General features: G+C 71.3%; 13 protein-coding genes, 1 pseudogene and 1 CRISPR repeat array. Of the genes and pseudogenes, 6 read left to right on the top strand and 8 right to left on the bottom strand.

Features of this window, described 5'->3' with window-relative positions:
* The first annotated feature begins 76 nt into the window (after positions 1 to 76).
* Together OG520_RS15220 and OG520_RS15215 are read left to right on the top strand one after the other, a co-directional pair.
* Entirely contained in the window at positions 77 to 1,354 is a 1,278-nt protein-coding gene (locus OG520_RS15220) for a thymidine phosphorylase (protein WP_406013529.1), read from the top strand.
* 98 nt (positions 1,355 to 1,452) lie between these two features.
* Positions 1,453 to 1,943: pseudogene (locus OG520_RS15215) on the top strand (Uma2 family endonuclease).
* A 112-nt stretch (positions 1,944 to 2,055) separates the two neighbouring features.
* Here the strand turns inward: OG520_RS15215 and OG520_RS15210 are convergent.
* Positions 2,056 to 5,376, bottom strand: a complete 3,321-nt coding sequence (locus tag OG520_RS15210; protein WP_406013528.1) for a S8 family peptidase — start codon at positions 5,374 to 5,376, stop codon at positions 2,056 to 2,058.
* 263 nt (positions 5,377 to 5,639) lie between these two features.
* On the opposite strand from OG520_RS15210, the gene OG520_RS15205 reads away from it, so the two are divergent.
* Complete coding sequence (locus OG520_RS15205; protein ID WP_406013527.1) at positions 5,640 to 6,032, top strand: STAS domain-containing protein; 393 nt, start codon at positions 5,640 to 5,642, stop codon at positions 6,030 to 6,032.
* Positions 6,033 to 6,062: 30 nt separating this feature from the next.
* Here OG520_RS15205 and OG520_RS15200 read toward each other — a convergent pair whose 3' ends face one another.
* The 4 genes from OG520_RS15200 to OG520_RS15185 form a co-directional block, all read right to left on the bottom strand.
* A complete protein-coding gene (locus OG520_RS15200; protein ID WP_406013526.1) occupies positions 6,063 to 6,356 on the bottom strand; it encodes a hypothetical protein in 294 nt (97 codons plus the stop codon).
* Positions 6,357 to 6,390: 34 nt separating this feature from the next.
* Positions 6,391 to 7,422 (bottom strand): sigma-70 family RNA polymerase sigma factor, encoded by a 1,032-nt coding sequence (locus OG520_RS15195; RefSeq protein WP_406013525.1) that lies wholly within the window; start codon positions 7,420 to 7,422, stop codon positions 6,391 to 6,393.
* A gap of 64 nt (positions 7,423 to 7,486) precedes the next feature.
* The gene (locus tag OG520_RS15190; RefSeq protein ID WP_406013524.1) at positions 7,487 to 8,203 is read right to left on the bottom strand and encodes a L,D-transpeptidase family protein; all 717 of its coding nucleotides are present in this window, start codon (positions 8,201 to 8,203) and stop codon (positions 7,487 to 7,489) included.
* A gap of 85 nt (positions 8,204 to 8,288) precedes the next feature.
* Positions 8,289 to 9,611 (bottom strand): MFS transporter, encoded by a 1,323-nt coding sequence (locus OG520_RS15185; protein WP_406013523.1) that lies wholly within the window; start codon positions 9,609 to 9,611, stop codon positions 8,289 to 8,291.
* 62 nt (positions 9,612 to 9,673) lie between these two features.
* On the opposite strand from OG520_RS15185, the gene OG520_RS15180 reads away from it, so the two are divergent.
* The gene (locus tag OG520_RS15180) at positions 9,674 to 10,627 is read left to right on the top strand and encodes a LysR family transcriptional regulator (RefSeq protein WP_406013522.1); all 954 of its coding nucleotides are present in this window, start codon (positions 9,674 to 9,676) and stop codon (positions 10,625 to 10,627) included.
* Positions 10,628 to 10,670: 43 nt separating this feature from the next.
* A CRISPR array of direct repeats spans positions 10,671 to 12,224; the repeat unit is 29 nt; unit sequence GGGACCACCCCCGCACGCGCGGGGACCAC.
* A gap of 134 nt (positions 12,225 to 12,358) precedes the next feature.
* Here the strand turns inward: OG520_RS15180 and OG520_RS15175 are convergent.
* Positions 12,359 to 13,129 (bottom strand): alpha/beta hydrolase, encoded by a 771-nt coding sequence (locus OG520_RS15175; RefSeq protein WP_406013521.1) that lies wholly within the window; start codon positions 13,127 to 13,129, stop codon positions 12,359 to 12,361.
* Positions 13,130 to 13,232: 103 nt separating this feature from the next.
* On the opposite strand from OG520_RS15175, the gene OG520_RS15170 reads away from it, so the two are divergent.
* Both OG520_RS15170 and OG520_RS15165 read left to right on the top strand, forming a co-directional pair.
* Positions 13,233 to 14,387, top strand: coding sequence for an adenosine deaminase (locus tag OG520_RS15170; RefSeq protein ID WP_399327404.1), 1,155 nt, complete (start codon positions 13,233 to 13,235; stop codon positions 14,385 to 14,387).
* Positions 14,388 to 14,522: 135 nt separating this feature from the next.
* Complete coding sequence (locus OG520_RS15165) at positions 14,523 to 14,840, top strand: hypothetical protein (protein WP_399327406.1); 318 nt, start codon at positions 14,523 to 14,525, stop codon at positions 14,838 to 14,840.
* A 69-nt stretch (positions 14,841 to 14,909) separates the two neighbouring features.
* Here the strand turns inward: OG520_RS15165 and OG520_RS15160 are convergent, their stop codons facing one another.
* Both OG520_RS15160 and OG520_RS15155 read right to left on the bottom strand, forming a co-directional pair.
* On the bottom strand, positions 14,910 to 15,113 hold the full coding sequence (locus OG520_RS15160; RefSeq protein WP_266415167.1) for a PspC domain-containing protein: 204 nt from the start codon (positions 15,111 to 15,113) through the stop codon (positions 14,910 to 14,912).
* 94 nt (positions 15,114 to 15,207) lie between these two features.
* Positions 15,208 to 15,756, bottom strand: a complete 549-nt coding sequence (locus tag OG520_RS15155; protein ID WP_399327408.1) for a VanZ family protein — start codon at positions 15,754 to 15,756, stop codon at positions 15,208 to 15,210.
* Between the last annotated feature and the right edge of the window lie 100 nt (positions 15,757 to 15,856).

Here is a 15,856-nt window from a genome sequence, read left to right as displayed (position 1 = left end):
TCTCCACTCTCTATGCGCGTAGAGTCATTCGGGACTCTTGCGTACCGTACGTACCGGCCGGAAGGACTCCCAGGATATGGACGCCATCTCCGTCATCCGCACCAAGCGGGACCGAGGCGAGCTGACCCCCGAGCAGATCGACTGGGTCATCGACGCGTACACCCGCGGTGAGGTCGCCGACGAGCAGATGTCCGCGCTGGCCATGGCGATCCTGCTGAACGGCATGAACCGCACCGAGATCGCCCGCTGGACCGCCGCGATGATCGCCTCCGGCGAGCGGATGGACTTCGCGTCGCTCTCCCGGCCCACCACCGACAAGCACTCCACCGGCGGCGTCGGCGACAAGATCACCCTGCCGCTCGCCCCGCTGGTCGCCGCCTGCGGCGCCGCCGTGCCCCAGCTCAGCGGCCGGGGCCTCGGCCACACCGGCGGCACCCTGGACAAGCTGGAGTCCATCCCCGGCTGGCGCGCCCACCTCTCCAACGAGGAGATGCTGAACGTCCTGGACACCACCGGCGCGGTGATCTGCGCCGCCGGTGACGGGCTCGCCCCCGCCGACAAGAAGCTGTACGCGCTCCGCGACGTCACCGGCACCGTCGAGGCCATCCCGCTCATCGCCAGCTCCATCATGTCCAAGAAGATCGCCGAGGGCACCGGCGCGCTCGTCCTGGACGTCAAGGTCGGCTCCGGCGCCTTCATGAAGACCATCGAGGACGCCCGCGAACTGGCCTCCACCATGGTCGCCCTGGGCACCGACAGCGGAGTGCGCACCGTCGCCCTGCTCACCGACATGGCCACCCCGCTGGGCCTGACCGCGGGCAACGCCCTGGAGGTGCGCGAATCGGTCGAGGTGCTGGCCGGCGGCGGCCCGAAGGACGTCGTCGACCTCACCCTCGCCCTGGCCCGCGAGATGCTGGACGCGGCCGGGCTCAAGGACGCCGACCCGGAGAAGGCCCTCGCCGACGGCTCCGCGATGGACGTCTGGCGCCGCATGATCTCCGCCCAGGGCGGCGACCCCGACGCCACGCTCCCGGTCGCCCGCGAGCAGCACGTGGTCACGGCCCCGTCCACCGGCGTACTGACCCGCCTGGACGCGTACGACATCGGCGTCGCCGCCTGGCGCCTCGGCGCGGGCCGGGCCCGCAAGGAGGACCCGGTCCAGGCGGGCGCGGGCGTCGAACTGCACGCCAAACCGGGCGACGTGGTGACCGCCGGACAGCCGCTGCTCACGCTGCACACCGACACCCCCGAGAAGTTCGACTACGCGCTGAAGGCCCTGCCCGACGCGTACGACATCGCCCCGGCCGGCACGGCCTTCACCGCCACCCCGGTGGTGCGGGAACGTATCGCCTGACCTGCGGTTTCCTCGTACGGGTGAACGGGACCGGTGGACCGCCGCCGGTCCCGTTCGGCGTGCTGGACTCGGTGACGCCCCGACAGGAGGAGACCGCCATGAGCGCACCCGCCGTCGAGCCCGCACCGGGCCACGGTCAGGAATGGGACGACCTCGTCCGGATCTGGGAGGAGACGGATGCGCCCGAGGGCTGCAAGGTGCAGATCATCGAGGGGATCGTCACCGTGGAGCCACCGCCGTCCAAGAACCACAACACCACCGCGGAACTGCTGCAGTCGTGCCGGACGCAGCGGTGATCGGGCCGGGCAACCGCGTCCCGGCCGAGGAGGCGCGGCTCGTCGTCGAGATCACCTCGCAGGCCAACGCCAACCACGACCGCATCGGCAAGGTGCACGGATACGCGAAGGCCGGTGTCGAGCTGTTCCTGCTGCTCGACCCGTGGCACTCGGGCCGCCCCACCGCCACGCTCTACGGGGAGCCCGACAGCGGCACCTACCGGGTGCTGGACACGGTCGAGTACGGGGAGAAGCTGACGCTGCCCCAGCCGTTCGGGCTGGACCTGGACACCGGGATTTTCCCGGTCAGCTGAGCGATGTCGCGATGCCGGTCCTCCCGGTGCGGTCCGGAAACGCGAGCGGCCCGCCGGGGCGGAGGAATCCGTCCCGGCGGGCCGCCGTCATGCGGTCGGGGTGGCTATGCGCTCACTTGCCGAAGTACGCGTTGTAGATCGACACCGACGACTTGTTGCCCTTCTTGTCCGTGACGTTCGCCCGGTAGGAGATGGACTTCCCCTTGGCCGGGTTCTTCACGGAGATCTTGCCCGCCTTGACCGTGGACTTCTTCCAGGTCTTGCCGGCGTCGTAACTGACGTACACCGTCAGAGACTTGAGGTTCTTCCCGGCAGCCGCGCCCTGCACCGTCACGGGCACGGAAGCGGTCCGGCCGGCCGTGACCTTGCTGTCCGCGGTGACATTGGGCGTGAACCGCACCGTGGAGACCGGCAGCATGACCGGGCCCGAGGTCCGCTGGGAGCGGAAGGTCCAGCTCGCGTCGATCCGGGTGGAGACCGGGGACAGCTTGGTGCTGCGCCGGGCCGAGGTCGTCAGCCGGTAGTCGGCGGCGGCGGACGGAACGGCGATCGGGGTGTCGCCCAGCAGCGGGTCCTCGTTCTGGGCGAGCTTCTTGCCGTTGCGGTACAGCACCGTCGTGGCCGAACTGTAGTCGGAACCACCGATGTTGCCCTGCCCGTCGGCCACCAGCGGCAGCATTCCGACGATGTCGTTGCCGTCACGGAGGATGCCGTACTCGGAGCTGACCGCGGGGCCGAACACCGCGGTGTTGACCTTCTTCGTGTAGGACTTGCCCGCCTTGAAGGACTGCGGGGCGCCGAGGGAGTACGACGCGTCGGTCACCGGGTAGCCGTCCGCGTCGACTCCGCCGTCCTGCTCGAAGTCGAAGCTCCACTTCACCTTGTCGGCGGTGGAGACGTAGGAGGTGACATTGCCGGGGATCTTGTGGAACGACCAGGCCGACCAGCCGCCGTCCGAGTCGGGCAGCATGCCCGAGGCGGCGAATTCACCGGTCTTGCGTATGGCGGGCGAGCCGAGGGAGACACCCACCTTGGCCAGCTGGCCGGCGGTGTACTTCCGCTCGAAACCGGTGGCCGCCTGGGTCACCGGACCGCCGGCCACGATGTCGTACCGGGTCGAGGCTCCCTTGGACCAGCTGCCGATCCAGTGCTGGGAGAGCGAACCGTCGGTCACCTTCGGGCCGAAGTGCGCGGTGCGGAAGTTCTTGTACGTGTCGAGGACCCAGCCGTAGGAGTAGCCGCCTTCATCGGCGGTGAGCTGGAGGTCGGGCGCGGCCAGCAGGGACGTCGTCCCGGTGGCGGGCACGGTGATGTTCACCGGCTTCGCCTTGCGCGCGTCGAGCGTCACGGTGAGGTTCTTGGTGACGTCCAGCTTCGGCTGGGCCAGCCAGTCGGTGCCCTTGGAGTAGTCCTCGGGGTCGACGGTGACGCCCGTGTTCAGTACGTATCCGCCGGCGGGGACCCGGACCTTGGCCGTACCGTCGGTGCTCGTCGGGGCGAGCCACTGGCCGAGCGCCTTTCCGGTGAGACCGAAGAGGTCGGAATCGGCGAACTGGGCGGGCTTGCCGTCGCGCCCGATGGTCTTGACCGTGAGGTCGTAGGACTCGATCTCCCGCTCGACCGCGGCGGCGGTGCGGACGCTCTGGCCGCCGCCCGTCGCGACGACGTACGCGGAGTAGGTGCCGTCCGTCGTGCCACCGAGCTTGGTGTTCACGGTCAGCGGCACATCCGCGGTGCCGCCCGCGGGGACGGTCACCTTGTCGGCACCGACGCCGAAGAAGCCGGCCGGGGCGGGCTTGCCCTTCGGGTTGGTGGTCGTGACCGCCAGGTCCAGGGTGACATCGGTCGTGCCGAGGTTGCGGTACGTCACCTTCTTGGTGACCGGGGTGTCATCGGTGTGCGGCCACTGCTGCACCCCGAAGCTCACCGAGACCGGGTCGGCGACGACGGTCTGGGTGATCGCCCGGTCCACCGCGATCCGGCCCGAGCCCTGCTCGAACGGCGTGTACGCGCCCGGCTTGGTCGAGGCCGTCAGCGCGCCCTTGAGTTCGGCGTACTTCCACTCCGGGTGCTGCTGCTTGAGGAGCGCCGCGGCACCCGCGACGTGCGGGGTCGCCATCGACGTACCGGAAATCGTCAGGTAGCCGGGCGGGTTCTGCCCGACCTCCTGGTCGATGGCGGAGCCGGGTGCGGCCGCCGCCGTGATGTCCACGCCGGGGGCGGTGACATCGGGCTTGATCGCCCCGTCGCCGATGCGCGGGCCACGGCTGGAGAAGTCGGCCAGCTGGTCCTTGTCGTCGACCGCGCCGACGGTCAGCGCGGCGTCCGCGCTGCCCGGGGAGTCGACCGTACCGGCCGCGTCGCCCTCGTTGCCCGCCGCGATGGCGAACAGGACGCCCTGGTCGGCCGACAGCTTGTTGACCGCCGCTTCGAGCGGGTCGATCTCGGGGGTGTCGCCGCCGCCGAGGCTCAGGTTGATGATGTCGGCGCCCTGCGCGACCGCCCACTCCATGCCTGCCAGGATGCCGGAGTCGTCGCCGAAGCCGTCGTCGTCGAGCACCTTGCCTTCCAGCAGCTTGGCGTCCGGGGCCACACCCTTGAACTTGCCGCCCGACTTGGCGCCCGAACCGGCCGCGATCGAGGAGACGTGGGTGCCGTGGCCGACCCGGTCCTTGGTGTCGGGCGAGGCGGTGAAGTTCTTCGTGCCGAGGATCCGGCCCTGGAGATCGGGGTGGGTGGCGTCCACACCGGTGTCCAGTACGGCGATCTTGACGCCCTTTCCGGTGTAACCGGCCTTCCAGGCGGCAGGGGTGCCGATCTGCGGCACGCTCTTGTCGAGGCTTGCCCGGCGCACGCCGTCCAGCCAGACCCGGTCGATACCGGCGGCCGTGGTGCGCTGCGCACTGTGCGCCGCCTTGGCGGTGATTGCCTGCCAGATGTCCTGGGCGTCGCGCTGCGGCGTGGTCACCGACTGGGCGTTCAGCGAGTTCAGGGTCCGGTCGACCCGGGTGGAGCCCGCGTTCCGGACCTCGGCCTTGGCGGTCGCGGCCTGGGCGCCCCGGTAGGAGACGATCAGCTTCAGGCCCGACTTCTGGGCCCTGCGGTTCTCCGCCCGGTTCAGCTCGGTGATGTCGAACAGCCGGCGGTCCAGCTTGCCGGAGCTGATCAGCCGGTGTGCGTCGGCCGGGACGAGCAGGGTGTGCCCGTCGCGTATCTGCCGCTGCACGGGTATATGTTCGCGCCCGTGGGCGGCCCGGAAGGACACGACCTTGCCTTTGGCGTCCACGGTGACGCGGTCGCCGGTGATGAGCGTCAGCTCGTGCCCGGTGGCGGACCCGGCGCCGACCGTGCGGGCGGTGCCGGAGCGGGCGGCGCCGGGCTGTGCCATGGCCGGGGTGGTCATCCCGGCCGCGAGTGCCACGGCGGCGGCCATGGCGACGGTCGAAACACACGCGTTTCTCACGTGTCTGCGCAACTCTCCCCCTGGAGAATCAGGCGGCCCCCGAGGGGCCACTGGTCAGTCGGCACCGATGGGACGCCGGTGCCGACCGGTTCACGTACCTAGAGGGGGAATTGACGAGGAAGGTTCACAGAAACCGCACAGGTAAGAGGAGTTGACCGAAGTTCATCGATCCCGGGCGGGAACGGGACGTTCGCCGGGCCGGACGGCCCGGACAGGACGGGGGCCGGGCAGCGATGAGTTTCGGCCGCCGGACCGGTCTCCCAGATGTGGAACCCATGACCCCGAACCTTCTCGTCGTCACCGGCCGCGTCACCAGGGCCGCGGTGCCGGGACTCTGCGCCGAGCTGGAGACGCTGCTGTACGACCCCGACGGCGCAGTCCGTGCCCCGGACGCGGGGGTGGACTGCGACGTGAGCGGGGTCGTGCACGTGGATCTGGCCCTGGTCGAGGCGATAGCGCGGCTGGGGCTCGTCGCGCGCCGGGCGGGCGGCAGGAGACTGCGGCTGCGCAATGTGCCGCCCGAACTGCAGGGCCTGCTCGACCTGGTCGGGCTGGCCGACGTGGTGGACGTGGGGTGCGGAACGGGAACGGGGGTGGGGGCCGAGGCGGGGGAGAGCGGGGGCTGAGCGTGCGAGCCGCCCCCGGCCCCGCCCCGCTCAGTCCGCGCGCCCGGCCACCTCGGCCCGTACGCAGACCACCTGCGTGAGCCGGGCCGTCCCGCCGTCGACCGGCGGCGCCGATGCCGAGAGGAGCGGGGCCGGGGTGGCGGCGGGGCGCCGGGCCGAGTGGCCGATGCCGTCGTCGCAGGCGGACTCGGGCTGCGGCCCCGGCTCACCGCCCGGCCCGGAGGGCCGGGCCGAACCGGGCCCGGGGCCGCCGGTGGCGGACGGCTCGCCCATCCACTGGGTCAGCCCCCAGCCACCGGCCGCCAGTACCACCCAGCCGGCCACCAGCCCGTTCCGTATACCGCGCCTCACGCCGCCGTCACGCCGCGTCGGCGTCGAGATGGTCCGGCAGCCCGAAGAGCGGGAACCAGCGCGGGGTGTCCAGGAAGCAGTGCATCCCGGTGATGGCCCCGTCCGAGATGTCGATGACCTGCACCGCCCACGGCACGAACCCGGGCCCGTCCGGATTCGGCTTGTAGTGCGCGAACGCCGGGGTGCCGTTCGCCGACGTCGCCACCAGGCGGGAGCCCGCACAGCTTGCGCCGATGGAGAGCATGAAGCCGGTGATGTCGTCGTGCCCCTGGAGCCAGAGGTCGAACGGCGGCATGGTCATCACGGCGTCCTCATGGAGCAGCGCGGTCAGCGCCGCCATGTCGTAGCCCTCGAAGGCCGCCACGTACCGCTCAAGGAGCTTGCGCTGCTCCTCGTCGAGCGGATTCGCGGCGTCGGCGGCCTCGCCCTCGTGGTCGGTGAGGGTGGCTCGCGCCCGCTGGAGGGCGCTGTTGACCGAGGCGACCGAGGTGTCGAGCAGCTCGGCGACCTCGCTCGCCTTCCAGGCCAGCACCTCGCGCAGGATCAGCACGGCGCGCTGCTTGGGCGGCAGATGCTGGAGCGCGGCGACGAACGCGAGGCGCACCGACTCCCGCGCCACGGCGGCCTCCGCCGGGTCGGCCGCCGCCGGCAGGATGCGCCCGTCCGGCATCGGCTCCAGCCAGGTGTTCTCCGGCAGGGGGTTCAGCGCCGCCTGGGCGAGCGGCGTCGGGCCCGTCAGATCGACCGGACGGGCCCGCTTGTTCCCGGCGTTCAGCATGTCCAGGCAGACGTTGGTGGCGATGCGGTACAGCCAGGAGCGCAGCGAGGAACGACCCTCGAACTTGTCGAAGTTGCGCCAGGCACGCACCAGCGTGTCCTGCACCGCGTCCTCCGCCTCGAAGGCCGAACCGAGCATCCGGTAGCAGTAACCGGTCAGCTCGACCCGGTGTCCCTCCAGACGACTGTCGATGTCCGTCGTCGCTGTCAGATCACTCATCGCTCCACCCCTGTTGCGCTGTGACGCCGCCCACTTCGGCACTCCGGAAGCTACCGCAGGCCACTGACAACGGGGGTGTGAAGTACCGAAACCACCCGGATTCCGGTCACGTTCCGGGCTTGCGTCCGTACACGTGGACGTCGTCGCCGTTCCTCAGCAGATTCCAGTACGACTTGGCGTCGGCGGTACGCATGTTGACGCAGCCGTGCGACCCCGGCGGGTTCCACATCTTCACGCCCACCGCGTGGAACGCCTGGCCCCCGTCGAAGAACTGCGAGTACGGCATCGACACGTGGTAGATCGACGAGACGTGGTTGATGTGCCGCCAGTAGATCTTCTTCGACCCGGTGCGGGTCTCGTACTTGTCCCGCCCGGTCCGTACCGGCACGGGTCCGAACTTCAGCTTGCTGCCGTCCTGGATCCAGCTCAGCTGCCGGGTCAGGTCCACGCACGCGATGCGCCCCTTGTTGGTGGGGCACTTCTTGTCCTTGTTCGGGTTCTTGCCGGCCGCCTTCTGGGCCGTGATCGTCTTCATCGTGCGCCAGGTGACCGGACCCGCGTACCCGATGGTGGGGGTGACCCCGTACGTGCTCTGGAACGACCTGATCGCCTTGCAGTCGGCGGCCGACTGCTTGCCGTCGACCGGCCGGTGCAGATACTTCTCGACCTGCTTCTGGTACGGCCCGGTGGACGTCGTGCAGGACGCCGCCTGCGCCTGCCCGCCGGTGGCCAGCACCAGGGCCGGTACCGCGGTCAGGCCCGCGACCGACAGCGCGAGCCCGCGCCGCAGCCGTACTCCCCGTATGTTCCCCGCGACTCTCATGTACGCCAACTCCCCTTCGCGCGCCGTGAGGTGATTCCGCCTGCTAGACGCGCGTCGGGGAGTGGAAGGTTGTGCGCCGTATGTCTCAGTTCTGTACGGACGCCACCGGAACCAGCCGGCGCCGCTCGGCGCGGGCGGCCCGCGTCCCGTACAGCGTGATCGAGACGACGCCGAGCACCGCGAGCAGCCCCAGCGACACGGTCCCGGCCCAGCCCCCGGCGTGGAAGGCGACCGCGCCGAGCGTGCCGCCCGCGCTGGAGCCCAGGTAGTACGCGGACTGGTAGAGCGCCGACGCCTGGGCGCGGCCCTTCGTCGCGGTGCGGCTCACGGACGAGGAGGCGACCGCGTGCCCGGCGAAGAAGCCCGCCGTGATCAGGACCAGGCCGAGGAGCACGGCGGCCAGCTGGTCGGCGAGGGAGAGCAGCAGACCGGCGGCCGTGGTGGAGACGGCCAGGTACAGCGCGCCCCGGCGGCCGAGCCGGGCGACCAGCCGGCCGGCCGCGGCGGAGGAGACCGTACCGACGAGGTAGACCAGGAAGATCGAGCCGACGACTCCCTGCGGGAGGTTGAACGGCGCCTCCACCAGGCGGTAGCCGATCACCGTGTAGACCGCGCCGAACACCGTCATGAACAGCGCGCCGATCGCGTACAGCCGGCGCAGCAGCGGATCGGCGAGATGCCCGCCCACCGTCTTCGCGAGGGCCTTCGGGTTCAGCGTTCCCGGGGTGAAGTTCCGTGCCCTGGGGATCATGAAGTGGAAGACGACCGCGCAGGCCGCGGCCAGCAGCCCGACCGCGCCGAGCGCCGCGCGCCAGCCCCACAGCTGGGCGATCCAGCCGGTGAGGATACGGCCGCTCATGCCGCCGATGCTGTTGCCGGCCACGAACAGCCCGATCGCGGCGACCAGTGCCTTCGGCCGTACCTCCTCGGCCAGATACGCCATCGCGGAGGCGGGCAGCCCGGCCAGTGCCGCGCCCTGGACGGCGCGCAGTGCGATCAGCCAGCCCAGCGAGGGGGCGAAGGGGACGAGCAGCCCGACCAGTACCGCGACCGTCAGCGAGGCGGTCATCATCTGCCGCCGTCCGAACCGCTCGGAGAGCGCGCTCATCGGCAGCACGCACAGCGCCAGCGCGCCCGTCGCCGCGGAGACCGTCCAGCTGGCCTGTCCGGCCGTGGCGCCGAGGGAGGCGGAGACGGCGGGCAGCAGGGCCTGCGTGGAGTAGAGAAGGGCGAACGTCGCGACACCTGCGGCGAAGAGCGCGAAGCTCATCCGGCGGTAGCCGGGGCGGCCCGGTTCGAGACGGTCCGGCGCGGCGGAGCCGGCGGTGGCGACGGGGGCGGCGGCGGGGGACGGCTGGGGCGAGGCGGCCACGGTGAGGGTGGACGCCCCGGTACTGGCAGGAGGCATGCTTCGAAAGTAGGCTCTCCGGTTTCATGCGTCCAATGCACGAAGTGGCGATAATCAATCCCATGGTGCATGAACGCAGCTCACAGCCCCGGCTGTCACCCAGTAGTTACGAAGAAGACATTCGCGCCGTGCTCGCACCGCGACTGGCCCACTTCGAGGCGGTGGCCCGCCACGAGCACGTCACACGCGCCGCGCAGGAGCTCGGCGTCCCGCAGTCGACGCTGTCGCGGGCGATGGCCAGGCTCGAACAGGACCTGGGAGTCGCCCTGTTCGCCCGCAAGGGCCGTACCGTCTCGCTCACCCCGGCGGGCCGCACCTTCCTCGGCTCCGCCGAGCGGGCCCTCGCCGAGGTCGAGAAGGCCGCCGATTCGGTACGGGCCGACGCCGACCCGGCCACCGGCAAGGTCGCCTTCGGCTTCCTGCACACCATGGGCTCGGAAACCGTCCCCGCCCTCATCCGCGCCTTCCGCGCCGACCACCCCCGGGTCCGCTTCCAGCTCGTGCAGAACTACGGCGAGGCGATGATCGAACGCCTGAGAGCCGGCGGCCTGGACCTCTGCCTCACCTCACCCGTCCCGGACGCCCCCGACCTCGTCGCCCGCCGCCTGGACGAACAGCGCCTGCGCCTCGTCGTCCCCGAGGACCACCGCCTCGCCACCCGCCGCCGTATCCGCCTCGCGGAGGCCGCCGACGAAAAGTTCGTCACCCTCGAACCGGGCTACGGCCTGCGCCGGATCACCGACGACCTGTGCACCGAGGCGGGCTTCACCCCCCGCGTAGCCTTCGAGGGCGAGGAGGCGGAGACCCTGCGCGGCCTGGTCGCGGCCGGCCTGGGCGTGGCGCTGCTCCCCCCGCCCGCCGTGCCCCGCCCCGGCGTCGTCGAACTCACCGTCACGGCCCCGAGGGCAGCCCGCGAAATCGGCGTCGCCTGGCTGGACGGCCACCCCGACACCCCACCGGTGGCCGCCTTCAAACGCTTCCTGCTGTCGAGGCGGGGACATCTGCTGCCGGACTGACCGGGCTCCCCTCGCACGGAGCCACCACCGTCCCCGCCGCGGTAGGACCACCCCCGCGTGCGCGGGGACCACACCCTGCGCAGCGCGCCGTCGGCCTCCAGGACGGGACCACCCCCGCACGCGCGGGGACCACCCACCGGCGAGCACGCTGCGGGCGGCCTCCACGGGACCACCCCCGCACGCGCGGGGACCACTCGAACTCGTCGTCGTACGGCTCGTCGAAGTCGGGACCACCCCCGCACGCGCGGGGACCACGCAGCACCACCCGTAGGCCCGTCCGGACACCTGGGACCACCCCCGCACGCGCGGGGACCACCCGGTACCGGTAGAACCGCCGTTACCGCCCGGGGGACCACCCCCGCACGCGCGGGGACCACCCGGTACCGGTAGAACCGCCGTTACCGCCCGGGGGACCACCCCCGCACGCGCGGGGACCACCAGACGGTCATGCTGCCGGGGACGGTCACCCTGGGACCACCCCCGCACGCGCGGGGACCACTTGGAGCGCGCCGACACCGCCGACGGGTACGAGGGACCACCCCCGCACGCGCGGGGACCACCCCCATCCGAATGTCCGGACGGGGTCTCAGGGGGACCACCCCCGCACGCGCGGGGACCACACGCTGAAGCAACGTCACGTGACAATGCTGAGCGGGACCACCCCCGCACGCGCGGGGACCACGGACCCGCTCGTCATCGGCCGGTACGACGACGGGGACCACCCCCGCACGCGCGGGGACCACTGCATCGACTCCGCATCCGAAGTCTCGAAGGTGGGACCACCCCCGCACGCGCGGGGACCACCCGTTCTTCCCCGGCTCCGGGCCCCACATGTGGGGACCACCCCCGCACGCGCGGGGACCACTGCCTTGACCCTGCGGTTCCCGTCCCGGCACCGGGACCACCCCCGCACGCGCGGGGACCACGTTGCCCGGAGCATCCGGGTTGCAGCCGTGTTGGGACCACCCCCGCACGCGCGGGGACCACTGGCCAACTCTGTATTGACATGCCAACTGTGAGGGACCACCCCCGCACGCGCGGGGACCACAATGATGCAATTCCGGTGAAGGTGCGGGACCAGGGACCACCCCCGCACGCGCGGGGACCACACCGCCGTTCCGCTACCTTCAGCACTGGCCGCGGGACCACCCCCGCACGCGCGGGGACCACATCGACTAGGACAGCGTCCAGCAGATAGGCCAGGGACCACCCCCGCACGCGCGGGGACCACTCGTAGTCGTAGATGGACTCGCGGCCGTTCCCGGGACCACCCCCGCACGCGCGGGGACCACAGCCTCTGTTTGAGACCACCCGCGGACAACCCGGGACCACCCCCGCACGCGCGGGGACCACCCCCGCCGGACTGGCGTCGGTCACTCGGTCTCGGGACCACCCCCGCACGCGCGGGGACCACCATACCGCTGGGGCCGTGCCAGGTCTCGGACCGGGACCACCCCCGCACGCGCGGGGACCACCGTACTCGGCAGGCATTCGGCGGGGCTCCTGTGGGACCACCCCCGCACGCGCGGGGACCACCGGCGCTTTCCGGGTCAGTCGTCGTCGGGTGCGGGACCACCCCCGCACGCGCGGGGACCACAGTTCGTGACCTGCGATTTTATCGGGGGGAGGTGCTGTTTTTCTTCACTTTCATTGAATCCGGCATACGTGGCATAAGCGTCATTGTTTCTCGTTCCCCTGCTCTCGAACGGCGCGTTGCTATCAGGCAGCCGGTCACCCCCGCAGCGACTTCCCGAACCCCGCCGCCAGCGGCATGCGCAACCCCAGCGGAGGCGGTGCCGCCAGTGCGTCGGCCACCGGTCGTGCGTAGGCCCGGCCGAACAGGGATCCCCGGACGAAGTCCGCGGCCAGGGCCATCACTTCGGCGCGGTGCTGGCGCAGGCCATGGCCGTCCGAGTGGACCTCGAAGCGGCAGGTGTCGCGGTTGGTCTTCTTGGCGCGCTCGGCCAGCCGGAAGGACAGCTCGGGGTCGGTGCGGGCGTCGTTGGTGCCGTGGACGAGCAGTACTTGGCGGCCGAGCAGGTGCTTCACCGGCTCCGGGCCGTCCGGCCCGTCCGCCCCGCCCTCGGGCAGCCAGGGGGCCATCGCCAGGACGGAGTCGACCGCCGCGTGGCCGCCCGCGCGGAGTGCGGCCCGGCCGCCCATGCCGTGGCCGGCCAGGCAGACGGGGACGTCGCCGTAACGCCGTACGACCTCGTCCACCGCCCACTCGGCGTCCGCCGCGAGGTGGGCGGCTGTCGCGTTCCAGCCCCGGCAGCGGTAGCGCACGACGTGCGCGGCGAGCCCGTCCTCCTGGCCGGCGCGGGCCAGGGCGCGGGCCAGCGGGAGTTGGGATGCGTAGGAGAGAGGGGAAGGGCGGCGGTGCGAGTCGGCCTCGCCGTCCGGGAGCAGCAGGACCACGCCGCTGACCGCGGTTGGAGCTCCGGCCGTCCTGACGGCCCGTCCCAGCCTGGCTGCAGGCAGGGGGAGTGCGCTCTGTGCCATGACAGAACAGTGTCAGAAGGGCGGGTGTACTCCACCTGTATTGGCGGTCACTGTTACGTATCGACAAGCGACAATCTACGCGCGTAGGGACTAGAGTGCGCAGATGATGAGCCCGACCCTTCATGTGCCCGGCCAGGATCAGATCCGGCGTGCCCCCAAGGTGCTTCTGCACGACCACCTCGACGGCGGCCTGCGCCCGGGGACGATCGTCGACCTCGCCCTCGCGAGCGGATACGAAGGACTTCCCGAGACCGAGCCCGACAAGCTCGGCATCTGGTTCCGCGAGGCGGCCGACTCCGGATCGCTGGAGCGCTATCTGGAGACCTTCGCCCACACCTGCGCCGTCATGCAGACCCGTGAGGCGCTGGTCCGGGTGGCCGCCGAGTGTGCCGAGGACCTGGCCGCGGACGGTGTCGTGTACGCCGAGGTGCGGTACGCCCCCGAGCAGCACCTGGAGGGCGGGCTGACCCTCGAAGAGGTCGTCGAGGCGGTCAACGAGGGCTTCCGCGAGGGCGAGCGGCGGGCCCGCCGGGACGGGAACCGTATCCGTGTGGGCGCCCTCCTCACCGCGATGCGGCACGCCGCCCGCTCCCTGGAGATCGCCGAGCTGGCCAACCGCTACCGCGACCAGGGCGTGGCCGGCTTCGACATCGCGGGCGCGGAGGCGGGCTTCCCGCCCACCCGGCACCTCGACGCCTTCGAGTACCTCAAGCGCGAGAACAACCACTTCACCATCCACGCGGGCGAGGCCTTCGGCCTGCCGTCGATCTGGCAGGCGCTCCAGTGGTGCGGTGCGGACCGGCTGGGTCACGGGGTCCGCATCATCGACGACATCGAGGTCGCCGACGACGGCGGCGTGAAGCTCGGCCGCCTCGCCTCCTACGTACGGGACAAGCGCATCCCGCTGGAGCTGTGCCCGACCTCCAACCTTCAGACAGGCGCCGCCGCCTCGTACGCCGAGCACCCCATCGGGCTGCTGCGGAAGCTGCATTTCCGGGCCACCGTGAACACGGACAACCGGCTGATGAGCGGTACGAGCATGAGTCGCGAATTCGAGAAGCTGACCGAGACTTTCGGATACACGCTCGACGACATGCAGTGGTTCACCGTCAATGCGATGAAGTCGGCATTCATTCCTTTTGATGAGCGCCTGGCGATGATCAACGATGTCATCAAGCCCGGATATGCCGAGCTGAAGTCCGAGTGGCTCTTCGAGCAGACCGCTGCGACCAGCGTTTCTTCCACTTCCGCGGGCTGATCGGCGCCCTTGCGGAGAAAGGCCGGGACGTCGAATTCCCGGCCTTTCTCCGCGTGTCGGCATGTTTGCGGGAAGGGCGGTGGGATGGCTACGTTTCGGAGCCCCCACGTCCCTCTCCCCAAGGATGAATTTCACATGAAGCAGTCTGCTGTCAGGACTCTCGGCGTCGCCGCTCTCGGTGCCGCTTTCGCCGCCGCCGCCGCGGGTACCGCCTCCGCCGCGGTGCTGCCGACCGACGCCGCGACCACCGCCCTGCCGGTCGCGGGCGCGGCGCTGGAGACCGCGACCCAGAGCCTGCCGGTCCAGGAGACGGCCACCAAGCTCCTCGGTACCGGCCAGCAGAAGCTCGTCGGCGACGTCACCACCCCGGTCAAGGGCCTGCTCGGCGGTCTGCCCGCGGGCGGCATGAAGACCAGCGGCCTGTCGGCCAACGGTCTCCCGCTCGGCGGCTGACACCCGTACACGCCTGTGGGGCGGGCACCCGGACCGGGTGCCCGCCCCACAGGCGTGTCTGTACGAGGGTCACCAGGCGGTGGCCGACGACGTCTTCTCGGACGGGAACAGCACCCACAGTGCCAGGTAGAGCAGGAACTGCGGCCCCGGCAGCAGGCAGGAGACCAGGAAGATGACGCGCATGGTTCCCGCGGAGGTGCCGAAGCGCCGTGCCAGCGCTGCGCACACTCCGCCGATCATGCGTCCGTCACGGGGGCGGGCAAGTGCGGCCATGGTGGGCTCCTTCGCGAACCGTTGCTGAGGGAGCAGCTCCGTCGTGCTCCCGATGGCTCCATGGTGGCCCGGCGAAGGGGGGCAAAGCGTCGCTCTACGGGGCGATACCGACCCTGGGAATCGTCGGGGTCGCACCCTGGCCCGGCTCGTCCCTGGGGCGGGGGGCCACCCTGACCCGCTCCTGCTTCCTGCGGCGCAGCCGTGCCCGGCACATGGGTACGACGAGCAGGTGGGCGAGCGCCACGCCGGTCGTGTTCAGCAGCAGCGAGTCGACGTCGACGACCTGTCCGGGCACCCCGGTCTGGGCCAGTTCGATGGTCGTGGAGATCAGCGCCCCCGCCGCGACGGTACGGGCCAGCGAGGCCCACGGGGAGACGGAGAGCCGACCCCCGGCCATCGGCAGCAGTACGCCCAGCGGGGCGAGCAGCAGCAGGCCCTCACCGATCCGGCGGGCGGCCTCGACCGGGCCGAGGGACAGATCGGCTCGGATACCGGCGAGCGGATGAAGATTCGAGGCGGTCGTCCAGGGCACGTCGAGGGGGCGCAGGGTCAGCCACCCGACAAGCAGCAGATGCGCGAGGAGGAGAGAGACCCCGGCCGCGCGGAAGCGGATGACGGCTTGACCGTCCGAACCTTGACGCACGTCCCCCAAGACGCGGCGAACGGCAGGATCGGTTCCGCCGACCCGGAATCCGGCCCGTCCGGCGCGGGAGCACGGATCCGGGCCCGGCCGCCCCGAGCCG

Origin of the sequence: Streptomyces sp. NBC_00984 (genome assembly GCF_045162475.1) — a bacterium.
GTDB lineage: Bacteria > Actinomycetota > Actinomycetes > Streptomycetales > Streptomycetaceae > Streptomyces.
The sequence above is the reverse complement of the archived record's forward strand: the minus strand, read 5'-3'. Positions and strand labels throughout refer to the sequence as shown.